Source organism: Pseudosulfitobacter pseudonitzschiae (assembly GCF_900129395.1).
GTDB lineage: Bacteria > Pseudomonadota > Alphaproteobacteria > Rhodobacterales > Rhodobacteraceae > Pseudosulfitobacter > Pseudosulfitobacter pseudonitzschiae.
Map to the genome: position 1 here is coordinate 95,463 of NZ_FQVP01000001.1, position 26,408 is coordinate 121,870.

At 62.7% G+C, this 26,408-nt stretch carries 23 protein-coding genes and 2 tRNA genes; 10 read left to right on the forward strand and 15 right to left on the reverse strand.

The genetic code is table 11. The annotated features are described in order from the left end of the window. Window positions 1-29 precede the first annotated feature (29 nt). Window positions 30-512 carry a PaaI family thioesterase gene (locus tag BUC08_RS00420; protein WP_037921731.1) on the reverse strand — a complete coding sequence of 161 codons (483 nt, stop codon included), beginning with the start codon at window positions 510-512 and terminating at the stop codon, window positions 30-32. A 57-nt stretch (window positions 513-569) separates the two neighbouring features. Beyond that, window positions 570-1,427, reverse strand: a complete 858-nt coding sequence (gene metF, locus BUC08_RS00425; protein ID WP_037921729.1) for a methylenetetrahydrofolate reductase [NAD(P)H] — start codon at window positions 1,425-1,427, stop codon at window positions 570-572. A gap of 96 nt (window positions 1,428-1,523) precedes the next feature. Between metF and BUC08_RS00430 the strand changes: the two genes are divergently transcribed. Both BUC08_RS00430 and BUC08_RS00435 read left to right on the forward strand, forming a co-directional pair. Further along, window positions 1,524-2,429: a LysR family transcriptional regulator gene (locus BUC08_RS00430; RefSeq protein WP_037921727.1), complete on the forward strand. Its 906-nt coding sequence runs from the start codon at window positions 1,524-1,526 to the stop codon at window positions 2,427-2,429. 263 nt (window positions 2,430-2,692) lie between these two features. Next, window positions 2,693-3,121, forward strand: coding sequence for a hypothetical protein (locus tag BUC08_RS00435; RefSeq protein ID WP_051693915.1), 429 nt, complete (start codon window positions 2,693-2,695; stop codon window positions 3,119-3,121). Between the two features lie 227 nt (window positions 3,122-3,348). On the opposite strand, the gene BUC08_RS00440 is transcribed toward BUC08_RS00435, so the two are convergent. Further along, a complete protein-coding gene (locus tag BUC08_RS00440) occupies window positions 3,349-4,386 on the reverse strand; it encodes an NADP-dependent oxidoreductase (RefSeq protein WP_037921725.1) in 1,038 nt (345 codons plus the stop codon). A 152-nt stretch (window positions 4,387-4,538) separates the two neighbouring features. Here BUC08_RS00440 and BUC08_RS00445 point away from each other — a divergent pair, with 152 nt between their 5' ends. After that, window positions 4,539-5,324, forward strand: coding sequence for an inositol monophosphatase family protein (locus tag BUC08_RS00445; RefSeq protein WP_037921723.1), 786 nt, complete (start codon window positions 4,539-4,541; stop codon window positions 5,322-5,324). A 111-nt stretch (window positions 5,325-5,435) separates the two neighbouring features. On the opposite strand, the gene BUC08_RS00450 is transcribed toward BUC08_RS00445, so the two are convergent. Continuing rightward, window positions 5,436-5,807, reverse strand: a complete 372-nt coding sequence (locus BUC08_RS00450) for a GFA family protein (RefSeq protein WP_037921721.1) — start codon at window positions 5,805-5,807, stop codon at window positions 5,436-5,438. Continuing rightward, the gene (locus tag BUC08_RS00455) at window positions 5,804-6,538 is read right to left on the reverse strand and encodes a rhomboid family intramembrane serine protease (RefSeq protein WP_037921719.1); all 735 of its coding nucleotides are present in this window, start codon (window positions 6,536-6,538) and stop codon (window positions 5,804-5,806) included. Before BUC08_RS00455 ends, BUC08_RS00450 begins: the two co-directional genes overlap by 4 nt. 290 nt (window positions 6,539-6,828) lie before the next feature. Between BUC08_RS00455 and BUC08_RS00460 the strand changes: the two genes are divergently transcribed. After that, a complete protein-coding gene (locus BUC08_RS00460; protein ID WP_037922185.1) occupies window positions 6,829-7,536 on the forward strand; it encodes a DNA helicase in 708 nt (235 codons plus the stop codon). Between the two features lie 3 nt (window positions 7,537-7,539). Here the strand turns inward: BUC08_RS00460 and putA are convergent, their stop codons facing one another. After that, complete coding sequence (putA, locus tag BUC08_RS00465) at window positions 7,540-10,980, reverse strand: bifunctional proline dehydrogenase/L-glutamate gamma-semialdehyde dehydrogenase PutA (RefSeq protein ID WP_037921716.1); 3,441 nt, start codon at window positions 10,978-10,980, stop codon at window positions 7,540-7,542. Window positions 10,981-11,086: 106 nt separating this feature from the next. Between putA and BUC08_RS00470 the strand changes: the two genes are divergently transcribed. The 4 genes from BUC08_RS00470 to BUC08_RS00485 all read left to right on the forward strand — a co-directional run bounded on the left by BUC08_RS00470 (window position 11,087) and on the right by BUC08_RS00485 (window position 13,386). Then, window positions 11,087-11,563, forward strand: coding sequence for an Lrp/AsnC family transcriptional regulator (locus BUC08_RS00470; RefSeq protein ID WP_037921714.1), 477 nt, complete (start codon window positions 11,087-11,089; stop codon window positions 11,561-11,563). Window positions 11,564-11,594: 31 nt separating this feature from the next. After that, on the forward strand, window positions 11,595-12,173 hold the full coding sequence (locus BUC08_RS00475; RefSeq protein ID WP_051693912.1) for a tetratricopeptide repeat protein: 579 nt from the start codon (window positions 11,595-11,597) through the stop codon (window positions 12,171-12,173). A gap of 46 nt (window positions 12,174-12,219) precedes the next feature. Further along, window positions 12,220-12,306: transfer RNA gene (locus BUC08_RS00480), tRNA-Leu, on the forward strand. A 180-nt stretch (window positions 12,307-12,486) separates the two neighbouring features. After that, on the forward strand, window positions 12,487-13,386 hold the full coding sequence (locus tag BUC08_RS00485; RefSeq protein WP_051693910.1) for a YihY/virulence factor BrkB family protein: 900 nt from the start codon (window positions 12,487-12,489) through the stop codon (window positions 13,384-13,386). Between the two features lie 10 nt (window positions 13,387-13,396). Here the strand turns inward: BUC08_RS00485 and BUC08_RS00490 are convergent, their stop codons facing one another. The 7 genes from BUC08_RS00490 to BUC08_RS25290 all read right to left on the reverse strand — a co-directional run bounded on the left by BUC08_RS00490 (window position 13,397) and on the right by BUC08_RS25290 (window position 19,993). Then, entirely contained in the window at window positions 13,397-14,335 is a 939-nt protein-coding gene (locus tag BUC08_RS00490) for an AEC family transporter (protein ID WP_037921712.1), read from the reverse strand. Between the two features lie 65 nt (window positions 14,336-14,400). Next, the gene (locus tag BUC08_RS00495) at window positions 14,401-15,198 is read right to left on the reverse strand and encodes an MBL fold metallo-hydrolase (protein WP_037921710.1); all 798 of its coding nucleotides are present in this window, start codon (window positions 15,196-15,198) and stop codon (window positions 14,401-14,403) included. Then, window positions 15,198-16,001, reverse strand: coding sequence for a TatD family hydrolase (locus BUC08_RS00500; protein ID WP_037921708.1), 804 nt, complete (start codon window positions 15,999-16,001; stop codon window positions 15,198-15,200). Before BUC08_RS00500 ends, BUC08_RS00495 begins: the two co-directional genes overlap by 1 nt. A gap of 8 nt (window positions 16,002-16,009) precedes the next feature. Next, window positions 16,010-17,140 carry a DNA polymerase III subunit delta' gene (locus BUC08_RS00505; RefSeq protein ID WP_037921706.1) on the reverse strand — a complete coding sequence of 377 codons (1,131 nt, stop codon included), beginning with the start codon at window positions 17,138-17,140 and terminating at the stop codon, window positions 16,010-16,012. Window positions 17,141-17,265: 125 nt separating this feature from the next. Continuing rightward, complete coding sequence (tmk, locus tag BUC08_RS00510; protein ID WP_037921704.1) at window positions 17,266-17,913, reverse strand: dTMP kinase; 648 nt, start codon at window positions 17,911-17,913, stop codon at window positions 17,266-17,268. After that, complete coding sequence (locus tag BUC08_RS00515) at window positions 17,910-19,079, reverse strand: D-alanyl-D-alanine carboxypeptidase family protein (protein WP_037922181.1); 1,170 nt, start codon at window positions 19,077-19,079, stop codon at window positions 17,910-17,912. Before BUC08_RS00515 ends, tmk begins: the two co-directional genes overlap by 4 nt. A 14-nt stretch (window positions 19,080-19,093) precedes the next feature. Further along, window positions 19,094-19,993 (reverse strand): SPOR domain-containing protein, encoded by a 900-nt coding sequence (locus BUC08_RS25290; protein ID WP_051693908.1) that lies wholly within the window; start codon window positions 19,991-19,993, stop codon window positions 19,094-19,096. Window positions 19,994-20,209: 216 nt separating this feature from the next. On the opposite strand from BUC08_RS25290, the gene BUC08_RS00525 reads away from it, so the two are divergent. Together BUC08_RS00525 and BUC08_RS00530 are read left to right on the forward strand one after the other, a co-directional pair. After that, window positions 20,210-20,299: transfer RNA gene (locus BUC08_RS00525), tRNA-Ser, on the forward strand. A 188-nt stretch (window positions 20,300-20,487) separates the two neighbouring features. Continuing rightward, window positions 20,488-23,109: a methyl-accepting chemotaxis protein gene (locus BUC08_RS00530; protein WP_037921702.1), complete on the forward strand. Its 2,622-nt coding sequence runs from the start codon at window positions 20,488-20,490 to the stop codon at window positions 23,107-23,109. 73 nt (window positions 23,110-23,182) lie between these two features. On the opposite strand, the gene metG is transcribed toward BUC08_RS00530, so the two are convergent. After that, window positions 23,183-24,898: a methionine--tRNA ligase gene (gene metG, locus BUC08_RS00535; protein WP_037921701.1), complete on the reverse strand. Its 1,716-nt coding sequence runs from the start codon at window positions 24,896-24,898 to the stop codon at window positions 23,183-23,185. Window positions 24,899-24,959: 61 nt separating this feature from the next. Continuing rightward, on the reverse strand, window positions 24,960-26,183 hold the full coding sequence (locus tag BUC08_RS00540) for an MFS transporter (RefSeq protein WP_037921699.1): 1,224 nt from the start codon (window positions 26,181-26,183) through the stop codon (window positions 24,960-24,962). Between the last annotated feature and the right edge of the window lie 225 nt (window positions 26,184-26,408).

Sequence of the window (26,408 nt, forward strand, 5' to 3'; positions counted from 1 at the left end):
GCGCGCGGCCCTCTGTGGTGGCCTCTGGTTTACCCCGCACTCATGATGATGCAGGTCGTTGATCCGGTGGCATAGAGCTTGCCATCCTCGACACCGCGAATCTCCGCCTTGGACACACCGGTGGAGCGTCCCACGTGATCCACCGTACCGATACAGTCGATCACCATGCCCAGCGGGATCGCGCGGGTGATGTTAATCTTGTATTCCAATGTCGTATAGATCGAGCCACGCGGAATGCAGGTCTGTACCGCGCAGGCCATCGCGCTGTCCAGCAATGTGCCATACCAGCCGCCGTGCACCGTGCCCAAGGGATTGGTGGCCCCGAACTGGGGTGACCCGCGAAACACGACCCGGCCTTTTTCGACCGCGTGCAGGCTATAATTCAGGGTCTCGCCGATGGGCGGGCCGGGCAGGGTGCCGTCCATCATCCCCTGAATGAATTCGAGCCCCGAGAGTTTTTTCAACTCATCGAGGCTCAAAAGGTCTTCGGGATGTTTGGCGATGCGGGGCATGGGCGTTTCTCCGGTTGGTTGCCCGACGCTAGAAACGCCCGCCCGCCTTGCCAAGCCTTACGCGACGTTGCGCATCGCTGCCGCGGGGATCAGTCCCAGTGCACGGCAGGCTTCGCGGGTCAGGTCGGGACGGTTCAGCGTGTAGAAATGCAGCGCATCCACACCCTCGCTGCGCAGCTCGTCACACATCTCGGTGCAGTGGGCCAGGGCGAACAGGTCGCTGTTGCCGTCGCGGGCGGCATTTTCAAACCCTTGCGCCAGGGTCACCGGCACATCGGCGCCGCATTGGCTGGCGAATTTCTGGATGCTGGCCCAGTTGCCCACAGGCAGGATGCCGGGCACGATGGGGGCGGTGATGCCCGCTTTGACACAGGCGTCGCGGAAACGCAGGAAGGTTTCGGCTTCAAAGAAGAACTGCGTGATCGCTTCGGACGCACCTGCGTCGATCTTGGCCTTCAGCCATGCGATGTTCTGCGCACTGTCTGCGGCGTCGGCGTGGCTTTCAGGATAGGCGCCCACGCGAATGGTAAAGCGGCCCGTGTCGGCCAGCGCTTCGACCAGTTCGATGCTGTTGGCAAAGCCACCCTCGACCTGTTGGAAATCGGTGCCATCCACCGGATCGCCGCGCAGGGCCACGATGTCGGTGATTCCGGCATCGGCAAACTTCGCAGCGGTTTTCAGAACCTTTTCGCGCGTCGCACCCACACAGGTCAGATGCGCCGCCACCGGCAGGCCCGAGGACCGGCGCAGGGTCTGTGCTGCCTCGTGGGTCAGGTCCTGTGTGCTGCCACCGGCACCGTAAGTAACCGAGAAGAAACGCGGCTCAAGCGGCGTCAGCGCCTGTACCGTGTCCCACAGGCGAAACCCTGCGTCGATGGACTTGGGCGGGAAGACTTCGAACGAAAGGGCGGTCATATTGAAATTCCTTACAGGCGTGCGGTGTTGAGGCCTTGTCGCATGCTTTGTGATGTGAGACAAATTCATAACTCTCATCATGAACATGAGTTCCATATGCATATTGAATTCCGCCATCTGCGCACGATCAAGGCCATCCACGAGGCCGGAGGCTTGGCGAAGGCCGCCGAACAGCTGCACATCACGCAATCGGCATTGTCCCATCAGATCAAGGGGTTGGAGGATCAGGCGGGTGTCGAGCTGTTCGTGCGCCGGTCGAAGCCGATGAAGCTGTCAGCGGCGGGATTGCGGCTTTTGCGACTGGCCGAACAGATTTTGCCGCAAGTGCAGGCGATGCAGGATGAATTCAGCGGCCTGCGCGACGGGCGTTCGGGGCGGATGCACATCGCCATCGAATGTCACGCCTGCTTTGAATGGCTGTTTCCGGTGCTGGAGCGATTCCGCAAGGATTGGCCCGACGTTGACGTGGACATCCGCCCCGGTCTGGCTTTCGAGGCGCTGCCTGCGCTGCTGAAAGAAGAGGTCGATCTGGTTGTCTCCTCCGACCCAGAAGAGCTCGCAGGCGTCGAATTCATCGAGCTTTTCGACTACGCGCCGGTTTTCGTGGCCTCAAAGGACAATCCACTGGCCGCAAAACCCTATATCGAAGCCGAGGATTTCCGCGACCAGACGTTGATCACCTATCCGGTGGAACGCAGCCGTCTGGATGTGTTCAGCCAGTTGTTGAACCCGGCCAAGGTTGAACCTGCCGCGGTGCGTCAGGCGGAACTGACGGCTGTGATTCTGCTGTTGGTGGCCTCTAATCGGGGTGTGTCGGTGTTGCCTGACTGGGTGGTGCGCGAGGTCAAATATTCGTCCGATTATGTAACCCGTCCGCTGACCGCCAAGGGGTTGAAGCGCCGTCTGTATGCGGCCGTGCGCAGCGATGAGCGCGGCAAACCCTATATGGAGCGGCTGATTTCGCTGGCACGCATCGAGGCGCGCAAATTGCAGCAGGCCTGATGGATTGCCAAGAAACGGGCAGGTGTCAAATGCCATGCAAAACCGGCTTCTGTGTCACATGGCTGACCCAGAACGCGGCGCTAGGCCCACAGGGCGGGGCAGGGGCCAAGCAGTCATTCGTGAAACTTGCAGCGAAGGGCGGGAACGAGCCCAAAGTGACGGATAGCCGCATCGTGCATGGATGTCGGTAATCCGAACGTGTTACGCTTGGGAAGCTTCAATAACTTGAACTAACGCTCAACTATTACATTTGCGAGGAAACCATGGAGGGCATTCAACCAACCGAGACTTTTCCGCTGATCGGAACAGTCGAAAACCCAGCCCTATTCAGCGACGGACGCGACCTTTTTCTTAGCTACGAGATTGCGCCGGCCGCAGGCGATGGCATCGCTATTCTTAGATTCTCTGACGTTATCCACTTCGAACAGAATCCTATTAATGTCGAAGGCTTAAGAGATGCATTATTTCCGACTAAGCCTTGGGACTTCACGGAAGTTCTCGGTAGCGACCGCACAATTGAGTGGAAAGCTCTTGAGCCACGTTTTTGGACGATTTCGTTCAATGATGTGACGGTTGAGGTCGTGTTTTCCAAGGTTCATAAAGTCCATGAAACACGTGAAATCATTAGGCCGCCTGAGGCACTTGCAGGCTTTTTGAGGCGTAATGTCGCCTCGGACCATCCACAACGTTGAAGCTTTGAAGCCGTCGTTGTTGCACCCGCAGCGAAAGGGCGCTTTGTCCCGCACACCAGACCTTGACCCATACCATGCCCAAAGTCTGGTTTGTGTCAGAAATGCTTGGCACTTAGGTCGCAATAGCTTGGCACGGCCCACTGACATTTTTCAGAAAATTCGCCGCCATGAGTCAGAGTTGCACGGCATTCGACATCTGGGGCGGCGTGCACCGCCCCGCACGGGCGTCAGATCACCTTGACGATCTGCTTGCCCATGTTCTTGCCTTGCAGCAGGCCGATGAACGCCTGCGGTGCATTCTCCAACCCTTCGGCCACATCCTCGACCACCTTGATCTCGCCGCTGGCGACCTTCGGGCCGATCTCGGACAGGAAGGCGGGGAATTGGTTCCAATGGTTCGATATGATAAAGCCCTGAACCGACAGGAAATTCACCAGGATCGTCCGCCACAGCTTCGGCGCCGTCAGCGGCGCGTTGGCCCCATCGCCCAAGCCACCCGCGTTGTACCACGCGATCATGCCACAGATCGGGATGCGCCCGTGCGGGTTCATCAGCGGCATGACCGCCTCCAGCACCTTGCCGCCGACGTTTTCGAAATAAATGTCGATGCCCTTGGGGCATTCCGCTTTCAAGGCTTCGCGCAGGGCCTTGGCGTCGTCATAGGCGCGGTGGTCCAGACAGGCGTCAAAGCCAAAGGTTTCGACCGCCATCTTGCATTTGTCCGCCCCCCCCGCGATGCCCACGGTGCGCAGGCCCATGCTTTTGGCGACCTGACCCACCATCGACCCGACGGGCCCGGTGGCGGCGGCGACGACCAGCGTTTCGCCTGCCTTGGGGCGACCAATCTCGGTCAGACCGTGATAGCCGGTGAACCCCGGCATGCCCAACACGCCAAGGCTTGCGGTGATCGGCCCGTGCGCCGGATCGACCTTGCGCAGCATTTTTGCGGGTTGCACGCCGTGCGTCGCCCATCCGAACATGCCAAAGGCATAATCGCCGGGTTTGAACGCGTCAGAGTTCGACGCAATCACCTCGCCCACGGCGCCGCCTTCCATGGTGCCGCCGATGGGCACGGGTGCGGCATAGGATTTTGCATCGTCCATGCGGCCGCGCATATAGGGGTCCAGCGACATGTAGTGGACGCGCACCAGAACCTCGCCCTCGCCGGGTGTGGGCACGGGGCCGGTTTCCATCTTGAAATTTTCCATTGTCGGTGCGCCGTCAGGGCGGCTGGCAAGGTTAATGCGGTGCATCTGGTCGGTCATTGATTTCTCTCCCATTGATTGCGCGCAGCGTGGACCTGCGCGCGCGCGGGGGCAAGCCGTGACGCCACGGCGCGGCACAATACGCACAGGCCCTTGGCATCTTGGACCAGTGCGCGTATACGCGCGGCCTGATCCCTCTAGGAGAGTCCCCAATGGTTGGCAGTGCAAACCTCAACATCATGATCAAAGCCGCGCGCAAGGCGGGCCGTTCGCTGGTCAAGGACTTCCGCGAGGTCGAGCAGCTGCAAGTGTCGATGAAAGGCGCCGGCGATTTCGTCAGCCGCGCCGACATTGCCGCCGAGAAAATCCTCAAGGACGAGCTGATGGGCGCGCGTCCGACCTATGGCTGGTGCGCCGAAGAAAGCGCCGAGGAAGAGGGCACTGACCCCACCCGCCGCTGGATCGTCGACCCGCTGGACGGCACCACCAACTTTTTGCACGGCCTGCCGCACTGGGCCGTGTCGATCGCGCTGGAACACAAGGGCCAGGTTGTGGCGGGTGTGGTGTTCGACCCCGCCAAGGACGAAATGTTCTTTGCCGAAAAGGGCGCAGGCTCGTGGATGAACGACAGCCGGATGCGCGTGTCGGGCCGCAGCCATATGATCGAGGCGATCTTTGCCACCGGTCTGCCATTTGCAGGGCGCGGCGATCTTCCCGATACACTGAAAGACCTGGGTCGTTTGCTGCCCGTCTGCGCCGGTGTGCGCCGCTGGGGCTCTGCCGCGCTTGATCTGGCCTATGTGGCCGCAGGGCGCTACGACGGGTTCTGGGAACGCCGCCTGAAACCGTGGGACATGGCCGCCGGTGTGATCATCGCCCGCGAAGCCGGTGCGCTGCTTGAGCCGATGGACCCCAGCGCCGATCTTCTGGACAGCGGCAACGTGATCTGCGCCAACGAAGCCCTGTACTCGCACTTTGCCAAGATTATCCGCGCCTGAGACTACGGGCTGGCGCCTTGACAGCCCAGCCTCTTTATCTTGCCAGATAAACTCCGGGGGAGGCGCGCAGCGCCGGGGGCAGCGCCCCCAAACCCGCCAGCGGCAAGGTCTCTATTGATCCGAGACGTGATTCACCCCGTCCGTCCAGCGGATCGGCTCGTGATCGCGCGGGTTGACCCCGTCGATACAGCCCAGATTGACCCCGCATTGCGTCGGGTCGGACCGCCGCCGGTGATGGGTATAGATGCCGCAGGTCTTGCAAAAGTGATGTTGCGCCGTGTGGGTGCCAAAGCTGTAGAGCGTCAGGTTATCCGCGCCCTTCACCACCTCAAGATCAGCGGCGAGCGCCGTGACCGCAGCTGCACCACGTCTGCGGCAGAACGAACAATCGCAGCGCGCCACGTCCTGCAGCCCATCGGGCAGGGTCGCGCGGATATGCACCGCACCACAGTGACAGCGGGCATCGACCCGCAGCGCAGTCATCGCCGCACCTTTGGAATGCGCGAGCGCACGTATTGCGCCTCTGGGTGGGGTGGGTGGCCATGGGTGCGCGACCAGAACACGGTCCCGCCGCGCCGCAGCCACAGCGGAATCACAAACACCAGCCCTGCGACAAAGCCCCCCGCGTGTGCCCAGTAGGCCACGCCGCCCGCGTCGGGGTTGGCACCCAACCCGCCGATGAACTGCATTCCGAACCATAGCATCAGCATGACCCAAGCGGGGATCGGAAAGATGCGGAAGAACACGATAAAGATGATCAGGATGTCGACTTTGGCCTTGGGGAACATCAACAGATATCCACCCATCACCCCCGCAATCGCACCGGATGCGCCGACGGTCGGCACGCCTGAAAACGGGGCAACCACATATTGGGCAAGTGCGGCTGCGACGCCTGTCAACAGGTAGAAGCCCAGGTAGGGCCCATGCCCCATCTCGTCCTCGATGTTGTCGCCAAAGATGTAGAGAAACAGCATGTTGCCCGCCAGATGCATCCACCCGCCGTGCAGGAACATTGACGACACCAGCGTGTAATAGCCTTCGCCCGCGCTGATCCGTGCGGGGATGAACGCCCATTCGATGTAGAAGGCATTGATCGCGCGCGCATCCGACATCATCCCGGCATAGCTGAGGAAAATCAGGATGTTCGCGGCCATCAACCCGTAGGTGACATAAGGCGTGCGGCCGGATGGGTTATGGTCACGAATGGGAAACATGGGCGCAAGCTGGTCTGAAACGCGGGCGGGGTCAATATGGCGCGGACGGGTTTGGGGGCGCTGCCCCCCGGCGCTGTGCGCCTCCCCCGGAGTTTATCTGGCAAGATGAAGAGCGGGGGATTGAGTTTTGCGCGTGGCGGGGCAATTATCGGGCATGGCACGACCCGTGCCGCCCCCCTCCGCCGGGAAAGCAGATGAACATGCAGGGTTAAGATTTGCATCGCACCTATGGTCGAGCGTGCACATGAGGAGGGCATGGTGTCACAAGCTCGGGACATATGGAGAATGTGATGAACGTGACGATACCTATTTTTCGACTGAAACGGGATGCGCGGCGGTTGGCGCGGGACAAGGGTGTGCCGTTGCACGCGACGCTGGACCTTGTGGCACGGCAAGCAAGCTTTGCCCACTGGAGCCTGCTGGCGGCGGAACATGCGCGTCAGCGGCCCTCGGCGCGGGTGTTGCAGCAGATGCAGGCGGGCGATCTGGTTTTGCTGGGCGCGCGTCCGGGGCAGGGCAAGACCATGCTGGGGCTGGAACTGTGCGGGGCGGCCCTGTCGGCGGACCGTCGGTCCGTGTTTCTCTCGCTGGAGTGGACGCAGGCCGAGGTCACACACCGCTTTGCCGAAGTTGGCGTGGACGTGGCACAGGCGCAGGGCTTGCGGGTGGACACGTCGGATGCGATCTGCGCCGATCATATCATCGCCGCTCTGGGCGATGCGCCGCGCGGCAGCGTGGCTGTGGTGGATTATTTGCAGATACTGGATCAGGACCGCCGCCTGCCGCCTTTGGCCACGCAGGTGGCCGCCTTGGCGGCCTTTGCGCAGCACAGCGGTGTAATCCTTGTGCTGATTGCGCAGATTGACCGGGACTTTGCCGCAGAGGCTGGGCCACCGGATTGGGGCGACGTGCGTCTGCCCAATCCGGTGGATCTGGATTTGTTCAACCGCGCCGTCTTTTTGCACGACGGCGCGGTGCGGGTGGTTGCGCGCGCGTAGCGGTCAGGGCGCGGGGTTCTTGGCGACTTCCCCCAAGAGCGCCGCGTTGCCGCCTGCAGCGGTGGTGTCCACGCACAGATGGCGTTCCCACAGCACATGGCCCGCGTCGGGCTGGCCGGTGATCAGCGGCATGATTGCGCCGTCACGGCCCGCAAGCGCGCGGTTCAGTGCGGCGGCGGTATCCGCATCGCCCCACCACAGCACACCGCAATAGGCAGGGCCCACGGTCAGCGACTGCGGCGCGACAGGGCCGGTGGCCGCCAGCGCGCGACCGCCAAGCGCCTCCACCGCCTTGACCTGTGCTTGCACGGTTTCTGGGCCGGGACCGGCGCAGAGGACCGGCGCGCCAGCCCACGTGCTCAGGCGGTTGGTCTCGCCGGTGGGGCCGGGCATCGTGTGTTCCGAGACCTTTTCGGACGCTTGTTCACGCAGCGCGGGCAGCGGCTGTGGCGCGTCACCGTTCCAGTCGTCCAGTGCCTGCGCAGCAACCGGCGCCGAGAAGCGCAGCAGGTAGTCGGGACCGCCTGCCTTGGGGCCGGTTCCGCTCAGACCCGTGCCGCCAAAGGGCTGGCTGCCGACAATTGCGCCGATCTGGTTGCGGTTCACATAGACGTTGCCCGCCAGGATGCGGTCCGACACGAATTGCACCCGGTCGTCGATGCGGGTGTGCAGGCCAAAGGTCAGCCCGTAGCCGGTGGCGTTGATGTCCTGAATGACCCGGTGCATCTGGCCCGATCTGAACGTGGCGATGTGCAGGACCGGCCCGAAAATCTCGCGGGTCAGGTCTTCGATGCCATTCACGCTGATCAGGGTGGGGGCGATATATGTTCCCGTCTGCGGCGTGGGCAGCGCGTGCAGCACCCGACCCTCGGCGCGGGCGGTGTCGATGTGATCGGCGATGCCTTGGCGGGCCGCCTCGTCGATCACGGGGCCGACATCGGTGCTGAGGTCCCACGGTGCCCCCATCACCAGCGCGTCCATCGCGCCCCGCAGCATTGCGGTGAATGCGGGGGCGATGTCTTCCTGTACATAAAGGCACCGCAGCGCCGAACAGCGTTGGCCGGCCGATTGGAAGGCGCTTTCGATGATGGCGGTCACCGCCTGCTCGGGCAATGCCGTGCTGTCCACGATCATCGCGTTCAGCCCACCGGTTTCGGCGATCAACGGTGTGCCGGGGGCGGCATGTTCCGCAAGGCTCGCACGGATTTTCAGCGCCGTCGCGGTCGAACCGGTGAAGGCCACGCCGCCGATGCGCCCGTCCGAGGTCAGCGCCGCACCGATGTCACCCCCGCCCGGCAGCAGTTGCAGGGCATCCTCGGGCACACCGGCCTCGTGCATCAGTGTTACGGCCAGATGGGCGATCAGCGGAGTCTGCTCGGCAGGTTTCGCCAGCACCGCGTTGCCTGCGGCCAGGGCGGCGGCAATCTGGCCGGTGAAGATCGCCAGCGGAAAGTTCCACGGGCTGATGCAGACATAGGTGCCTGCGGGACGGGTCTCGGCGCGTGCCTGGGCTGCGTAATAGCGCAGGAAATCCACCGCTTCGCGCAGCTCTGCCACACAGTCGGGCAGGGTCTTGCCCGCCTCGCGTGCCAGAAGGGCAAAGAGCGGTGCATAATTGGCCTCAAGCGCATCGGCGGCCTTGTTCAGGATCGATGCGCGCTCGGCGGTGGGAGCATCCCACAGTTTTGCTGCATCAAAGGCTGCGGTCACGTCAGCAGGGGTGGCGTGCTGGACCGTGCCGACCACGTCCGACGGATCGGCGGGATTGCTCACGTCCTGTGTCGCCCCCTTGGCGACCTCTGTCGCCAGCAGCGGACCCGCCTGCCACGTCTTGTTCCGCAGCGGGTTGCGCGCGGCGTCGATGGCGGCCAGCGTCGGGGCGTGGGCCAGGTCATAGCCTTGCGAGTTCGGCCGCTCGGGCTGGAACAGCTCGGTGCCGCGCAGGATTTTCGGGCCGGGGAAGGGCAGGGCGTCAAACGGATCGCTTGCCACCTGTTCGGGCGACACGTCTTCGTCGACAATTTGGTTTACGAAAGACGAGTTCGCCCCGTTCTCCAGCAAGCGCCGCACCAGATAAGCCAGCAGGTCGCGGTGCGCGCCCACAGGCGCGTAAATGCGGCAGTTGGTGCCCGCATCGGCCATGACGATATTGTGCAACGCCTCGCCCATGCCATGCAGACGCTGGAACTCGAATGTTTCGGGATCGGCGCCCATGTGCAGCACGGCGGCAACCGTATGCGCGTTGTGCGTGGCGAATTGCGGATAAATGCGGTCGGTCATGCCCAGCAGGCGACGTGCGTTGGCGATATAGGACACGTCCGTTGCGGCCTTCTGGCTGTAGACAGGAAAGCCGTCCAGCCCTTCGACCTGCGCTTTCTTGATCTCGGTGTCCCAATAGGCACCCTTGACCAGACGCACCATGATCCGGCGGTCGTGGGTCTGTGCCATGTCGTAAAGCGTGTCGATCACACGGCCCGCACGGGGGCCATAGGCCTGCACCACAACGCCCAGACCGTCCCAGCCTTTGAGCGCAGGTTCGGCCAGCACGCGGTCGATCAGTTCCAGCGACAGCGACAGCCGGTCCGCTTCCTCGGCGTCGATGTTCAGACCCATGCCCGCCGATTTCGCCAGCAATGCAAGGCTGCGCAGGCGCGGCAACAGATCATTCATCACCGCCTCTTCCTGCGCGACCTCATAACGGGGGTGCAGTGCGCTGAGCTTGACCGAGATGCCGGGGTTCTTGCGGATGTCGCCCTGGTTGCACGCGGTGGCAATGGCGGAAATCGCGCGGGAATAGGCCAGGTGATAGCGTTTGGCATCGGCCTCGGTGCGGGCGGCCTCGCCAAGCATGTCGTAGGAATAGGTATAGCCCTTTTTTTCCATACCGGCCGCGCGTTTCATCGCCGAAGTGATGTTTTCGCCCAGCACGAACTGGCGGCCCATTTCCTTCATGGCACGGCCCACGGCGGTGCGGATCACCGGCTCGCCCAGGCGTTTGATGGCACTGCGCAGGTGGCTCACGGGGCCCGGACGGCGCGTGTCCAGCACGCGACCGGTCAGCATCAGCGCCCAGGTCGAGGCGTTCACAAGGCTGGATGTCGATTTGCCAAGGTGCGTGCCCCAGTCCGATGGTGCGATCTTGTCTTCGATCAGCGCGTCGATGGTGTCCGCGTCGGGCACACGCAGCAATGCCTCGGCCAGACACATCAGGGCAATGCCCTCGTCGGTGCTGAGACCATATTCGGCCAGAAAACTCTCCATCAGGCCGGGATCGGCGGCAGCGCGGATCTGGCGGACCCATCCGGCGGCACGTGCGGTGATGGCCGCGCGGTCGGATTGGTCCAGGCTGGCAAAGGAAACAAGTTCCGCCAGCACCTTGTTCTGGTTGGTATAGGTCGCAGCATCGATGTGAAGGCGCAGGGATTGTTCAGTGTCGCGGGCCATGATTTATCCTTTTGGCAGATGTACCATTGTATCGCTGGATCAGAAGGCGATTTGACTATAATGATTTTACTTGTCGGTAATTTAGACCGAAATTCGAGGGTTTCTCATGGAATATGATCGGGTAGGGCTGGACCGGTTCGACAGCGCGATTCTGTCGGAACTGGCACGAGATGGGCGAATGAGCGTGACGGACCTGGCCGTGCGCATCGGCCTGTCGAAATCACCAACGCAGGCGCGGTTGCGCAAGTTGGAAAAAGACGGGGTCATTCTGGGCTATCGCGCCATGCTGGACCCCATCCGGTTGGGCATGGATCATGTCGCATTTGTCGAGGTGCGGCTGACCGACACCCGCGAGGGCGCGCTGATTGCCTTTAATCAGGCCGTGGTCAAAGTGCCCGAGATCGAGCAGGCCCACATGATTGCTGGCAACTTTGATTACCTTCTCAAGGTGCGGACCCGCGATATGGCCGACTACCGGCAGTTTCTGGGGGAGACGATTTCGCAATTGCCCTATGTGGCGTCCACCTCGACCTATGTCGCGATGGAGGCCGTGAAGGAAGCGGTTCTCGCAGAAGTGACTTGACCAAAAGGCGATCTGCGGCAAGCTTTTGATCATGAAATGCTTGGTCGGTGCTGTCTTTGTTGTCTGTCTGGGTCTGCCCGTCTGGGCGGCCGACTGTCCCGCGCCCGCAGATCACTCGGACGAACTGGCCGCCTTGTTCGAACAGGCGCGCGCTGCCCCGACGGAAATGGCCGCACGCGCAGCAACTGACGGGCTTTGGAAGGTTTATTTGCGCGCACCCGACGCCGAGGCCCAGGCCGTTCTGGATCGCGGCATGGCGCGGCGGGACAGCTATGATTATCTGGGGGCCAAAACGGACTTTGACCGGCTGATCGCCTATTGCCCCGACTATGCCGAAGGCTGGAACCAACGGGCCTTTGTCTACTACTTGCAGGGCGATTTCGTACGCGCACTTGCCGATCTGGACGAGGCACTGGCACGCACGCCGGATCATGTGCCCGCACAATCGGGACGGGCGCTGACCCTGATGCAACTGGGGCAGCGCGAGGATGCCCGCACACAATTGCTGGAAGCATTGGCCAACAATCCATGGCTGTCCGAACGCGCCCTGATCGCGCCCGGTGCGCCGCTGGGACCACAGCGACCCGCAGATCCAGGCAAGGACATTTGAAAACCCCTTGAGCAGGCGGCCTGCACACCCTAGGGATAGGGGCGCTGCGGGCGTGATGGAATGGTAGACATACCAGACTTAAAATCTGTTGGGGCGTAGCCCCGTGTGGGTTCGAGTCCCACCGCCCGCACCACATCTTGCCAAACGCCAGGCCGCATCGGTCGCAATCCCACATATTTCGCTGGCAATCGGTGCGCCGCGCAATACCTGTGTCATGAAAGTCGCGCCCTTGCCTTGAAAGCCACCCGCCACGGGTTGAGGGAGGGGCGGGAAGGGTTCATGTTGCTCTTGTCCAATCGTTGTAGGTATTCCGTTGTCCCAGACCACCACAGCCAACGCCGACACACGTCCGCCAGGCCCCCCGTCCAACCTGGGTCAGTGGTGGCGCATCCTGCGCCGGGTCTGGGTCGATCTGGACGACAAGAACATGATGCTGATCGCCGCCGGGGTGGCGTTCTATTCGATTCTGGCCGTGTTCCCCGCGATTGCGGCGGTGATTGCCATCTGGGGCATCGTCGCCGATCCCGAGGTGGTCGCGGTCGAGGTGGACAAATTTCGGGCCGTTTTGCCGCAAGAGGTCTATGACCTGATTTCCCAACAGATCGCGCAGCTGGTCAATGGTGACAGGACCACGTTGACCTGGGCCTCGGCGGTCTCGCTGACGCTGGCGCTGTGGACCTCGCGGGCAGGGGTGGCGGCGGTCATGCGTGGGCTGAACGCCATTTACGGCCAGCCCAACCGGGCCGGGCTGTCACACTATATACGGGCCATGCTGCTGACACTGACGCTTGTCGGTGTGGCGCTTGTGGCGCTGGCCTGCGTGGTGCTGGCACCGATTGTGATCCGGTTTGTGCCCTTCGGCATCGCCAACAGCGGCCTGATCGAGCTGTCGCGCTGGGTGGTGATGATCGTGGTGTTGTACGCGGGGATCTCATTGCTGTACCGCATGGGGCCGGTCAAACGCGAGGCACGGATGAAATGGTTCACCCCCGGCGCGATCTTTGCGACGCTGGGCTGGACTGCAGCCTCGATCGGGTTTTCGGTCTATTTGCAGAATTTTGGCAATTACAACGAAATCTACGGCTCGATCGGCGCGGTGATCGCCCTGTTGATGTGGCTGTTCATCAGCGCCTTTCTGGTGCTGCTCGGCGGGTCGATCAATGCGCATTTCGAACGCGAACGCTGGCGGCGCCGCGCGCAGGACCCGGTGTGACGCCGCGCGCCTAGACCTGCGTGCCCAGGGCGACCAGCCACAGCCAAGCCGTGATAACCGACGCCCCTGTTGCCACCAGAACCGATGACGCGGCCACCCGTCGTGCGCGGCCATACAAGTTGGCAAAGATATAGGCATTGACGCCCGGCGCCATGGCCGCCGTCAGCACCGCCGAACGGAAGAACTCGGGCGAGATTTGCAGGCTTTTGCCAATGCTCCACGTAATTGCCGGATGCACCACCAGCGCCATCAGGCAGACCATGGCGATGGCCAGTTTGTCGCCTTCGGGCTTGTACTGGATCAGCACGCCGCCCAAGGCGAACAGGGCCGCAGGCAGCGCTGCACGTACGATCAGGTCCAGCCCGTCGTTCAGCACGCCCGGAAGCGGGATGTGCAGCAGGTTGACGGCAAAGCCCAGCATGATCCCGATGACCAGCGCGTTGCGGAACATGGCACGGGTTACGGCACGTGCGGTCTGAAGCGGGCTTGCGCCACGGTTGCGTGCAATCTCCATCACCGTGATGCCAAGGCCATAGCAGAACGGAGAGTGGATCGCGACAATGACAAAGTTGCCCGTCAGAGCCGCCGTGCCATAGGCGCGTTCGGTGATCGCAAGGCCCAGCAGCAGGGAGTTCGAGAACAGGCAGCAAAAGCCGATGACGATACTGTCTTCGAGATCGCGTTTCAGCAGGTAGAAGGACACCAGCGTACCAAGGGTGAAACAGGCCGCGGCGCCGGTGTAAAAGGCGATCAGGATACCGGGGTCGAAATTGGCCGACAGGTCCATCCGCGCGATGGCCTGAAACAACAGGCAGGGGATCGCGAAGTTCTGGGTGAACTTCATCACACCGTCGATGCCGGAAATCGGAAAGGTCTTGGTCCAGACCGCCACATAGCCAAAGCCGATGACCAGGAAAACGGGCAGGATAACGTCGAGAAGGGTTTGCATATTCAGAGCCTTGGGAGGGTCAGCGTGCGGCCCTTCGGGAAGGAGTTAAGGAACCTTGAAAGCGGTCAGTCGGGAAAGGTCAGCGACAGGCCGTCATAGGCGGGTTGGATGTGGTCGGGGGTCTCGTCTGCCAGTGTCTGATAGTCGAGGTCGATGTGCATATTGGTCAGCACGGCCTGCTTGGGCTGCATCTGCTCGATCCACTCCAGCGTCTGGGCCAGATGGCTGTGGGTCGGGTGTGGTTCGCGACGCAGTGCATCGACGATCCAGCAGTCCAGATCGCGCAGGTGGTCCCACGACGCGTCGTGGATGCTGGCCACATCGGGCAGATAGGCCACATCGGCGACGCGAAAGCCCAATGCGTCGATGGCGCCGTGATTGACCGAGAAGGGGGTAAAGGTGATGTCGCCGCCCGCACCCGTCACCGTCACGTCGCCGTCAATCGTGTTCATATCCAGAATGGGCGGGTACATCGATCCCTTGGGCTGGACAAAGGCATAGTCGAACCGCTCGAGCAGCGCGGCCTGGGTCTCGGGGTCGGCCCAAACGGGCAGGCGCGCGCGCATGTTGAACACGATCATGCGCAAATCATCGATACCGTGTACATGGTCGGCGTGGCTGTGGGTGTAGATCACCGCGTCCAGCCGGCCGACATTGGCATCCAGCAGTTGGCTGCGCAGGTCGGGCGAGGTGTCGATCAGAACGGTTGTGGTGCCTGCCTCCGTCGTACGTTCGACCAGCATGGAACAGCGGCGGCGGTTGTTCTTGGGGTTGGTCGGGTCGCAGGCGCCCCAGTGGCCGCCCAGACGTGGCACGCCGCCCGAGGAGCCGCACCCGAGAATGGTGAAACGCAACTCGGCCATCAGGCGGCAGCCTTGTAAGCTGCGGCCTTGGTGAACAGGCGGTCAAAGTTGCCTTGGGTCTGGGCTGCGAAATCGGCATAGTCCATGCCGAACACCTCGGCTCCGACGCGGGCGGTGTGCGCGACATAGGCCGGTTCGTTGCGTTTGCCGCGGTGGGGCGGCGGCGCCAGATAGGGCGCGTCGGTTTCGACCAGAACACGGTCCACGGGTGCCGCGGCAAAGATGTCGCGGATTTCCTGGCTTTTGGGAAAGGCGGTGATGCCCGACATGCTGAGGTAGAACCCCAGGTCCAACGCTGCACGGGCAAGCTCGGCCGAGGAGGAAAAACAGTGCATGACACAGGAATATGCGCCGTTTGCGTGCTCTTCGGTCAAAATGCGCGCCATGTCGTCATCGGCGGCGCGGGCATGGATGATCAGCGGCAAACCGGTCTGGCGCGCAGCGGCGATGTGGATGCGCAGGCTTTGCTGCTGCACCTCGGCGCTGTCGGCGGTGTAATGGTAATCAAGCCCAGTTTCACCGATGCCCACGAATTTCGGATGCTGCGCCAGGGCGATCAGGTCGTCGACCGACACCAGCGGTTGGTCGGCCGCGCTCATCGGGTGAATCCCCGCGGCATAGAAGACAGGCGCGTATTGCTCGGCAATCGCGCGCACCAGAGGCTCGTTCTTCAGCTTGGTGCAAATGGTAACCATGCGCGTTACGCCGGCCGCGACCGCGTCGGCGATGATCTGGTCGCGCTGACCTTCAAAGTCGGGGAAATCCAGGTGGCAATGGCTGTCGGTGATCTGCGGTGTCTGCATCGGGCCCTTCAGGCAAGCGCCTGTTGTTGTAGCTTGAAAAACGTATCCAGCACCAGCGCAGCGGGGTCAAGGTTGACCGCCCGCCCGTGGGCTGCGCGTGCGCTGACATGCTGTTGGGTGGTGGCCCAGCCGCGCGCGGCGTGGGCATTGGGGGCAAGGCGCGCCAGCACGGTGGATTCGTGCGGTGCGGCTTGGGTGGCGGGGGGCGCGCCGGTGGCACCGGTGCGCGCCAGGCGGCCCATGGCAACGTCCAGCAATACGAACAGCAGGTCCAGCTTGTCGTCGACCCCACGCTGGGCTGCCGCTTCGGCCAGTTTCAGGGCGCGCGCGCGGTCGAGATTGGGCAACGAGCCAAGCAGGCTGATGATCTCGGCATAGATTTGCAGGCCGCCCGACAGCGACAAGCGCAGCGCCTCACCGACTGAGCCCGCAGAAAGTTCGGCCAGGGCTGCGGCATTGTCACCGGCGTCGATGCCGGCCTGCGCCATGGCATCGGCCATCTGTTCGGGGGCCAACGTCCCCAGCCGCAGCGTGCGACAGCGCGAACGGATGGTGGGCAACAGCCGCGAGGGCTGGTGCGAGATCAGCATGATCGTGGCGCGGGCGGGCGGCTCTTCCAGCATCTTCAGCAGGGCATTCGCAGCCTGCGTGTTCATGTCGTCGGCGGCATCGACAATGACCACGCGGCGGCCGCCGTCTGTCGCGGACATCTGGAAAAAACCGGCCAGACGGCGGATGTCGTCCACGACAATCTGGTCACGCATCCGTCCGGTCTTCTCGTTGACGGTGCGGGTGATGGATTTCAGCCCCGGTTCGGCCCGCGCGGCGATACGGTGCGCAACGGGATGGTCGGGGTCAATGTGCAGTGACATGGGCGGGGGCGGTGCGCCGAACATGCCGCCGTCGTCGCCGGGATCTGGTGTGGCCAGCAGAAAGCGGGCGATGGACCAGGCCAGCGTGGCCTTGCCGACACCGCGCGGGCCGGTGATCATCCAGGCATGGTGCAGCCGTTCGCTGGCAAAGGCGTCGAGAAAGGCCTGTTGTGCCGCGTCTTGCCCGATCAGACGGGGTGCCGCGCTGGGATGCGGGGCGCCGGGGACCTGATCGGCAGCTTGGGTATCGGGTGCGGGTGTGGCCATGCGCGAGGTCTAGCACCGAGTTGCGGCGGTTGGAATGGGGGCTTTGTCACGACACTTGATTTAGGGTCCTGGCCTTGGGGAACGCTGCGCCGACGTCGCCGCAAGACATCGCCCCCAAGAGGTGTCTAGCCAACAGAGGACAGGTGGGTGCTGACGGTCTGGGCGACATCCGTGGCGACCGAGTCGATGGCGCGTGCGCCGTCGATGATCCGGAACCGTTCAGGGAATTCCTGCGCGAGCGACAGAAATCCTGCGCGCATCTGCGCTTGCAGGTTGGCACCGAAATCCTCAAAGCGTTCTTCCGCGGTCTGCCGGGACTTGGCGCGGGCGTGGCCGGTGTCGGGGTCCATGTCGATCAGCACGGTCAGGTCCGGTTCACGTCCGATCATGAGACTGTGCAATTGGTCGACGGTGGCACGCAGGTCGCCCCGTGACAGGCCCTGATACATGCGGGTGCTGTCGGCAAAGCGGTCGCAGACCACGATCTTGCCGACGGCAAGGGCCGGGTTGATCGTGCGTTCCAGATGGTCGCGCCGCGCTGCGGTGAACAGCAGGATCTCGGTTTCGGCGGACCAACGGTCGGGATCGCCTTGCAGCACCAGCGCACGGATTTCCTCGGCACCGGGAGAGCCGCCGGGTTCGCGAGTCAGGATCACGTCGTGACCTTGCGCGCGCAGGTGCTCTGCCAGCAGACGCGCCTGGGTGGATTTGCCCGACCCGTCGATGCCTTCGAACGTGATAAAGGTGCCGCGACCGGCCTGCGGCTGGCTCAACTGGCGGCCTCGGCTTCTTCTTCGGGGCCACGGTTCAGACGGTCCAGCAGGATCAGCGCAACGGCGCTGACCTTGGCCACAAAGCCTGCGGGGGCGACAGAGGTTTCCGCCACCAGCGGCACGCGTGTTTCAGGCAGGCCTTCGGGCTGGATCACCAATTCGGCCAGTGTGTCACCCGCGGCCACGGGCGCCTTGATCGGGCCGGTATAGACAACCTCGGCAGTCACGTCTTCACCGGTCAGCACCGGTAGCAGCACGTTCAGATCTTCTCCCAGTGTCAGGCCGACGGTCTTGGCCTGTCCCATCCAGACGTCGGCCTGCGCGATCCGCTGGCCGGCTTTGCCCAAAGGGCGTTGGGCAAACTGGCGGAAGGCCCAGTTCACAACGGCTTCGGCCTCTTCGGCACGGGCCTCGGCCGAGGGCAGGCCGGAGAGCACAAAGATGATGCGACGGTCATCTTGCACCGCGGACCCCACAAGACCATAGCCTGCCTCCTGGGTGTGACCGGTTTTCAGCCCATCCGCGCCGATGCCCAGGCCCAGCAGCGGATTGCGGTTGAAGCGGTTCGAGGCCTCTTCGGGGTCAAAGAGATACTCTTTCTCTGCAAACAGTGGGTAATACTGCGGAAAATCGGTGATGATGTGATTTGAAAGCAGCGCCAGATCCCGCATCGACATCAGGTGACCCGCCTGTGGCCAACCGTTCGAGTTGGCAAAGGTCGAATTGGTCATGCCCATCTTTACCGCGCGCTGCGTCATCAGCCGGGCAAAGCCCGCCTCGGTCCCGTCGGGGCTGAGCGCCTCGGCGATCACGGCACAGGCGTCGTTGCCCGACAGCACGATGATACCGCGCAGCAGGCTTTCGACCGGCACCCGCTCGCCCGCTTTGAGGAACAGGGTGGAACCTCCATAGTTCATCGCGTGCTGCGACACGGGCAGTTCTTCGTTCAATGTCAGGCGGCCATCACCAAGCGCCTCGAAGGCCATGTAGAGCGTCATCAGCTTGGACATCGACGCGGGCGGCAGCGGCTGGTCTGCGTTCTTGGTCAGCAGGACCGTGCCCGTGGTCTGGTCGATCACAAAGGCCGAGCTTGCGCGGGTGTCAAATGCCTGCGCTGGCAGGGTGGTGAGGATCAGCGCAAAAGCGGCAGCGAGGGTGCGGATCATCATTAGGGTGTCCTTTAGTTGGTCACGGCATAGGCGTCAGAGAAGCCCTGTTCCTTGATCTTGGCAAGGAGCTGTTTGCGTTCGGATGCGGTTACGGCGGGGCCTACGACCACGCGCCAGAAGGTTTTGCCATTGGCCTCGAATGTCTTGACCTCGGGGACGACACCCGCGCCGCGCATCTGGTTGGCGGTGCGTTCGGCGTTGGCCTCGACCGAGAAGATGCCAATCTGGACATAGGGCTTGTCCAGAGATGAGGCGCGCGGTTGCGCGACGGGCTTGGGCGCGGGGGCCGGTGCCGTTGCGGGTGTGGCCGGTTCGGCCAGCGCGGTTTCGGCTGTCGACACAGGGTCAAGCGTGGTGGCCGCCACGTCTGCGGCGGGCGGCAGGGCCGTGCCATCGGCGGCAAGGGTCGCCTCCTCGGCGGGGCCATCCTCTGAAATCTCTTCCTTGCGCAGCGCGGTCACGTTCAACTCGACCGGTGCGCCGGCCAACATGCCCAGCGATGTTGCCGCGTCGGACGAAACCTGAAGCCGTGGCCCGGGAATGTCACGTTCCCGGCGGAACAGCGCGCCGACGACGAATTGCCCGTTGGCCTGGTTGCGGATGATCACCCGTTCGGGGTCTTTCACATCGGGGTGTGCGACCCAGACACCACCCAGCGAGGGGCGCCCGTCCCACAGGCCCGGTTCGGTGGCGGAAAACACCTCCGGTGCCTCGATATCACGCTCGACCGTCTTGCGGGTGCGTTTCGTGGCCGAGGTGGTTGTGCCGTCTTTGGCCTTGATCCCCAGGCCCTTGCCCAGATTGAACTGGCCCCCATCGTCGCAGCCGACCAGCAGGGCCAGTGCACATGTGGCGGCTATCAAGCCTTTGGTGTGACTGCGAAAATTCCAAGAGAAGACTGCCCAAGTCATCGTGATAAAGTCCTTGCCTGTCTCCGGCTCCCCAGCGGGCCGGCGCGTCCGAAACGGCACGCATGGTAACCCCTCTGGCGGGGGCGTTGGGCGCACTCTAGCGCGTGTAGGCCCCTGTGAAAAGCGCGTGCAGGGCAGATCGGCGATATTCCCCACGACATCGGGTGAAATTCGCAGTTTGCCGAATCGCGGAAGCCACACTATTTGACCCCAGTCGGAGGAGTGGCAGAGTGGTCGAATGCACCGGTCTTGAAAACCGACGAGGGTGAAAGTCCTCCGTGGGTTCGAATCCCACCTCCTCCGCCATCGTGCGCTTCGGCTGTGCAGCCCAGAGCATCACTCTCTAAATTTGGACTAAAATGCCCTTAATGCGGGGCGTCGGTTTTGCGGGGCTGCGTTAAGCCTGTCGTAAGACTAGGGCTATAAACGACATTCAATTGCCAAACGGATCACGCGCGCCCACCCGGCAAGCGGGCCGATGAAAGAGGTGTTGGATGTCAGTGCAACGTAAATTGAAAAGGCTCAAAAGCGCGATGGCCAGTGTCCTGGCCAAGAACCTGCTGGGTGTGGCTCTTGTGGTCATCATGATTTTCGCCTTCTCGGTGTGGCGGGACAACAAGGACGCCACCGCGGAACGCGATCAGGATTTGCGTGACCGCTCGGGGGAGGTCAGCCGGTTGTTGGCGCAGCAACTGGGCGGGTCGATCAAATTCGGCAATGTGAAGGCGATATCGGAAATCGTTGAGGGTGTGATTGTCGAAGCGGGCGACGAGGCTGTTGCAGGCCTGGCTTTCGACCTCTCGGGCGAAATCTTGCACCGCAGCCCGACAGATGCATTCGATCTGGACGCCGCAACGGAACTGGCACGGACCGCAATTGCCAAACAGGAGACAGTTGAATCCGAGGACGGGGAAATGAGGGCGGTGCCGGCACGCTTCGGTGCCGAGAACGCGACTGTCGGGGCTGTTGTAACTGTATGGACCCATGAACCGGGGCTGTTGGAAATTGCCGTTGCGCAACGTCAGGATACGATCGAGGTTGGCCTGGCGATGATCCTCGCGCTGGTGCTGACAGGTATCTACCTGTGGCTCTACATGTCGCGGCCTCTGATCCGTATCGAGGGCGCAATGACCAAGGTGGCGGCGGAAGACTATGAAACCGCGATTCCCTTCACCCGTCGCAATGATGAGATCGGGGGCATTGCGCAAAGGCTGGACCAGTTCCGCAAGGATCTTGCCATTGCCAAGGATGCGCAGCGCGAAGCGGCCTTTAAAAGTGCCGCTTTCGAGGGATCGTCGGCGGCCATGATGATGGTCGACACACAGTTCATCGTCACCTTTGTCAATCCGGCCTGCGCAGACCTGTTGTCGGAAATGGGCAACGATCTGACATCCCGTTGGTCGGGTGTCTCGGGGGCTGCATGGTTGGGCGCGGACCTGTCGCAGATGGCGGATGTTTCCGCCCTGGCACAAGCGGCGCGTACGAACGGTGCCGCGGCATTGCCCAAAGAGATTTCAATGCAGCTTGGCGAACGGCATGTCACCGTCAAGGCCAACGCGGCGCTGGATGCGGCGGGCAAGATGATCGGTTCGGTCATTGAGTGGTCCGACAATACGGAATCGCACCGTGACGCTGTGCTGTTGGGGGCGATCGATGCCAATCAGATCCGGTTGGAATTCGATGCTCAGGGCAATTGCGACAAGGTGAATGACAACGGTGCAAAAGCTTTGGGTGTTGCCGAAAACCAGGTGGTCGGTTCGCGTTTCGACACGCTGTTCAGCGCCACGCAAGCCGACCCCGGCCTGCCCGCGGATCTGGCGCGCACGATCTTGAAGGGAACCGCCGTGCAGGGGTGCTTTGACATCATCAAACCGAACGGTGGTGGCGAGCTGTTGCATTTTGACGGTGCATTTGCCGGGATCATGGGGGCTGACGGACACCCCGAGCGGACCGTGTTCCTGGGCACCGACGTCACAGAAAGCCGCCATGCAGTGCGTGAGGCCGACGAAACCCGCGCCCGTATCTCCAGGGAGCAACAGCGCGTGGTCGAGGCTCTGGGCCTGGCCTTGCAAAACCTCTCCGAGGGCGATCTGACCGCGGACATAGAAGAGGTGTTCCCGGAGGAATACGAAGCCTTGCGGCGCAATTTCAACGAGGCGACCGCATCGCTCAAAACGGCGATCGGGGCGGTCATGCACAATGCTGAATCGATCCGCCATGAGACCAGCGAGATCACAAGTGCCGCTGATGACCTGTCACGTCGGACTGAAAAACAGGCCGCGACACTCGAGGAGACGGCCGCCGCGCTGGACAAGCTGACAAGCTCGGTCATATCGGCGGCTGAAAGCGCCGATGCGGCCAGCAAGATGTCCGCGGATGCCCAGCAAAATGCCCAGCAGGGTGGGGATGTCGCGCGCGAAGCCGTGCGCGCCATGGACGAGATCAAGACGTCGAGCCAGGAAATTTCCAAAATCACCAGCGTGATCGACGATATCGCCTTTCAGACCAACCTGCTGGCGCTGAACGCCGGTGTCGAAGCCGCGCGGGCTGGGGACGCTGGACGCGGATTCGCGGTGGTCGCCACCGAGGTACGTGCGCTGGCGCAACGTTCGTCCGAGGCGGCGCGTGAAATCAATGCGTTGATCTCGGCCTCGGGGGATCAGGTGCGTCAGGGGGTCGATCTGGTGGACCGGACCGGAAACGCACTGGCGGCCATCGTGAATTCGGTGTCGGATATTTCCGAGCGTGTGTCTGCCATCGCCGCTTCGGCCCGCGAACAATCCGACGGCTTGAGCGAAGTGAATACCGCAGTCAACGAGTTGGATCACGTGACCCAGCAAAATGCCGCGATGTTCGAAGAAACCACCGCCGCCAGTCATGCGCTGACCGCAGAGGCGGACGGTTTGGCGGCAGCTGTCTCGGCCTTCCGCATGGGAGATGTGCCACGGCCAACAGCTCAGGCCCGTCCCGCCCCCAAGGCAGTCACGGGGGGGCAGGCTGCACCCACCCCGGCATCCGTCAGCCCGACCTCTGTCGGCAGCGCGCCGATGGCCGGCAATACGGCGCTGAAATTCGACATGGCGGAACCCGAGGAAGACGGCTGGGAGGAGTTCTGAGCCCGGTTGTGAGACCAAATGCAAAACGCCGCCCTGCAGGGCGGCGTTTTGACTTGAGCAGGTGGATCAAAGATCAGGCGGCGCGCCCACCGGCAAAGCGGGTTTCCCAGCCTTCGCGGTCTTCATCCGTGATCTTGGCGAACAGCACTTCGGGCACCGAAAACACATGTCCCGGCTCCAGTTCCGACAGGGCCTTTTGTACGTCCGAGGGCCAGATTGCATCGCCTGTCATATGCATCGCCGCGCGCATCGAGGCCGCGGCATCTGGGATGAAGGGGGCGGACAGTGTCGCGTAAAAGTTGATCAGGTTCAGCGCCAGCCGGATTTGCGCGGCCGCCGCGTCGGGATCGGTCTTGAACGTGGTCCAGGGCGCCACCGATTGTAGGTATTCGTTGCCCGCGACCCAGATCGCGCGCAGTTCGGCTGCGGATTTGCGCACTTCGCGGGCGTCCATCAGGTCTTCGTAACGTTTCAGCCGTGCCTGAAGGTCGGCAATCAACGCCTCTTCGGCGGGGCCATAACTGCCCGCGGCAGGCACCTCTTCCGAGAATTTCGAGCGGCAGAATTTGGTGACGCGGCTGACAAAGTTGCCCAACACATCCGCCAGATCCTTGTTCACCCCCTGCTGGAACTGCTCCCAGGTGAATTCGCTGTCCGAGGTTTCGGGACAGTTGGCCAACAACCACCAGCGCCAGTAATCGGCGGGCAGGATTTCCAGCGCCTGATCCATAAAGATCCCGCGGCCCTGGCTGGTCGAGAACTGGCCACCGTCGTAATTCAGGTAGTTGAAGGATTTCAAATGGTCGACCATCTTCCACGGCTCTTCCGACCCCAGAATGGTCGCCGGGAACGACAGGGTGTGGAAGGGCACGTTGTCCTTGCCCATGAACTGCGTATAGGTCACATCGTCCGCGCCCTTGTCGGTGCGCCACCAGCGTTCCCAATCGGTGCCCTGCGCCTCGGCCCACTCACCGGCACAGGCGATATATTCGATAGGAGCGTCGAACCAGACATAGAACACTTTGCCTTCCATGCCGGGCCAGTCTGCTTCGCCGCGCTTGACCGGAATACCCCAGTCCAGATCGCGGGTGATGCCGCGGTCCTGCAACCCGTTGCCGTCGTGCAGCCACTTCTTGGCAATCGATGTGGTCAGCACCGGCCAGCCGGTCTTGCTGTCGATCCACTGGTCCAGCGTATCGCGCAGCTTGCTCTGGCGCAGGTACAGGTGCTTGGTCTCGCGCACTTCCAGATCGGTCGACCCTGAAATCGCCGAGCGCGGGTCGATCAGGTCGGTGGGGTCCAGCTGCTTGGTGCAGTTTTCGCACTGGTCGCCGCGTGCCTTGTCATAGCCGCAGTTGGGGCAGGTGCCCTCGATATATCGGTCGGGCAGATAGCGTTTGTCGGCATTGGAATAGACCTGTTTCTCGGCGACTTCTTCGATCAAGCCCATGTCGAACAGACGGCCCGCGAAATGCTGGGTCAGCTTGTGGTTCTGCGGACTGGACGACCGGCCAAAGTGGTCGAACGACAGCCGGAACCCTTCAGCGATGCGCGCCTGTACCTCGTGCAGTTCGGCACAGTACTCGTCCACGGGTTTACCGGCCTTGGCAGCGGCCAGTTCGGCGGGCGTGCCGTGTTCGTCGGTGGCGCACAAGAACAGCACCTCGTGGCCGCGCTCGCGCTGGTAGCGGGCGAACAGATCGGCGGGCAATTGCGAGCCGATGAGATTGCCAAGGTGTTTGATGCCGTTGATATATGGCAGGGCGGAGGTGATCAGGTGACGGGTCATTTTTGCGCCTATGGTCTGCGATTTCTGTTGCTTTAGCAGCGCAGGGGAGGCGGGGAAAGGGTCAGTCGCGTTCGCGGCTGCGCCCGATCAGGCGTCCGATGATAAAGCTGGTGCGCGGGGCATAGATATAGCGCGTGCGTTTTTCCCGGGTCGGGCGGGCGCGCAGGCGGGTCAGGCCAAAGACGATCAGCACCCCGTGGCCTGCCGAGATCATGCCAAACAACGCGCCGGGACCATAGGTCGTTATCAGCGCAGAAGCGAAATACGGGGCCGCGATGGCGCCGATGGCATAGAAAAACATCAGCGCCGCCGACAGCTCGACCCGTTCGTCGGCGCTGGCGAAATCATGGGCGTGGGACGCGGCCACCGAATAGATCGGAAAGGTGGTCAGCCCGAACAGGCCCGCCGTCAGCATTATACCGGCCGTTCCCAGACCCGTGGCAGAGACCGTAATCCCGCAACTGACGATTGCCGCCGCCGACAGCCAGATCAGCACCCAGCGCCGGTCGTATTTGTCCGCCAGCCATCCCACCGGATATTGCGCCAGCGCCCCGCCCAGGACAAAGGCCGACAGGAACCACGCGATTTGCCCCGCGCTCAGGCCGACATCCTGGCCATAGACCGGCCCGACCATTCGAAAGCTGGCCGAGGACAGGGCAGCCACAATCACACCCGCTGCGGCCAGCGGCGAACGGTCCCAGGCCAGTCGTGGACGCAGGCGCGGGGCGCTGGGGGTTTCGGGTTGTTGAGCTGTCGTCAAGGTCAGCGGCAACAGTGCGGCACAGCACAGGATCGCCAGTATGTTATAGCTGATGTAGCTGGCAGGGGTCAGGACGCCGATGACCAACTGCGCGGCCAGCGATCCGGTCATGTCCACCACGCGGTAAACACCCATGGTGCGTCCGCGTGTTTCGTTGGTGACCCTGGCCTGCAACCATGCCTCGATCACCGTATAACAACCCGCCACACACAGCCCCGATGCCACGCGCATCACTGCCCAGGCATAGGCATCGACCACCATCATATGCGCCAGCAATCCGATGGCACCTGTGGCGGTAAAGGCAGCAAAAGCGCGTGAATGGCCGACCGATCCCATCAGGCGCGGCGCCCACCAGCATCCGATGAAAAAGCCGAAAAAGTGGGCGGACCCCAGCATCCCGATTTCCTGACGGGAAAAATCCAGCGCCAGCCCGGACAGGGCATCCAACGGCCCGACGCCGCCCGAGCTGAGTTGCAGCAGCAGGACCGAGAGCAAAAGGGCGGCAAGGGAAATCAACAGGCGCATATCGGGTCACCATGATCCTGCGCGTCGACAAGGCCAAGCGGTAATGCGGCAGAGGGTCGTCGTTTTTGGCCGTTTGCCGCAGGGGCGGGCAGACAACCTGCACGTATTTCAGGCCCCGGTGCGCAGGTTACCTGCGGTTAAGGCTTGTTTGCTAGACCGAAGCAGAATGCTGGGGGTTATGCCTTGTGATCTTAGGCTCGGCCGTTACACATCTGTGCGGAATAA

Coding starts and splice junctions, on each gene's coding strand:
- BUC08_RS00515 (WP_037922181.1), bottom strand. CDS start 19,079: ATGATCCGCACCCTCGCTGCCGCTTTTGCGCTGATCCTCACCACCCTG.
- BUC08_RS00460 (WP_037922185.1), top strand. CDS start 6,829: ATGAACGTGACGATACCTATTTTTCGACTGAAACGGGATGCGCGGCGG.
- BUC08_RS00505 (WP_037921706.1), bottom strand. CDS start 17,140: ATGGCCACACCCGCACCCGATACCCAAGCTGCCGATCAGGTCCCCGGC.
- BUC08_RS00500 (WP_037921708.1), bottom strand. CDS start 16,001: ATGCAGACACCGCAGATCACCGACAGCCATTGCCACCTGGATTTCCCC.
- BUC08_RS00420 (WP_037921731.1), bottom strand. CDS start 512: ATGCCCCGCATCGCCAAACATCCCGAAGACCTTTTGAGCCTCGATGAG.
- putA (WP_037921716.1), bottom strand. CDS start 10,980: ATGGCCCGCGACACTGAACAATCCCTGCGCCTTCACATCGATGCTGCG.
- BUC08_RS00435 (WP_051693915.1), top strand. CDS start 2,693: ATGGAGGGCATTCAACCAACCGAGACTTTTCCGCTGATCGGAACAGTC.
- BUC08_RS00445 (WP_037921723.1), top strand. CDS start 4,539: ATGGTTGGCAGTGCAAACCTCAACATCATGATCAAAGCCGCGCGCAAG.
- BUC08_RS00540 (WP_037921699.1), bottom strand. CDS start 26,183: ATGCGCCTGTTGATTTCCCTTGCCGCCCTTTTGCTCTCGGTCCTGCTG.
- BUC08_RS00490 (WP_037921712.1), bottom strand. CDS start 14,335: ATGCAAACCCTTCTCGACGTTATCCTGCCCGTTTTCCTGGTCATCGGC.
- BUC08_RS00475 (WP_051693912.1), top strand. CDS start 11,595: ATGAAATGCTTGGTCGGTGCTGTCTTTGTTGTCTGTCTGGGTCTGCCC.
- BUC08_RS00530 (WP_037921702.1), top strand. CDS start 20,488: ATGTCAGTGCAACGTAAATTGAAAAGGCTCAAAAGCGCGATGGCCAGT.
- BUC08_RS00450 (WP_037921721.1), bottom strand. CDS start 5,807: ATGACTGCGCTGCGGGTCGATGCCCGCTGTCACTGTGGTGCGGTGCAT.
- BUC08_RS00470 (WP_037921714.1), top strand. CDS start 11,087: ATGGAATATGATCGGGTAGGGCTGGACCGGTTCGACAGCGCGATTCTG.
- BUC08_RS25290 (WP_051693908.1), bottom strand. CDS start 19,993: ATGACTTGGGCAGTCTTCTCTTGGAATTTTCGCAGTCACACCAAAGGC.
- BUC08_RS00440 (WP_037921725.1), bottom strand. CDS start 4,386: ATGACCGACCAGATGCACCGCATTAACCTTGCCAGCCGCCCTGACGGC.
- metG (WP_037921701.1), bottom strand. CDS start 24,898: ATGACCCGTCACCTGATCACCTCCGCCCTGCCATATATCAACGGCATC.
- BUC08_RS00430 (WP_037921727.1), top strand. CDS start 1,524: ATGCATATTGAATTCCGCCATCTGCGCACGATCAAGGCCATCCACGAG.
- BUC08_RS00495 (WP_037921710.1), bottom strand. CDS start 15,198: ATGGCCGAGTTGCGTTTCACCATTCTCGGGTGCGGCTCCTCGGGCGGC.
- metF (WP_037921729.1), bottom strand. CDS start 1,427: ATGACCGCCCTTTCGTTCGAAGTCTTCCCGCCCAAGTCCATCGACGCA.
- BUC08_RS00455 (WP_037921719.1), bottom strand. CDS start 6,538: ATGTTTCCCATTCGTGACCATAACCCATCCGGCCGCACGCCTTATGTC.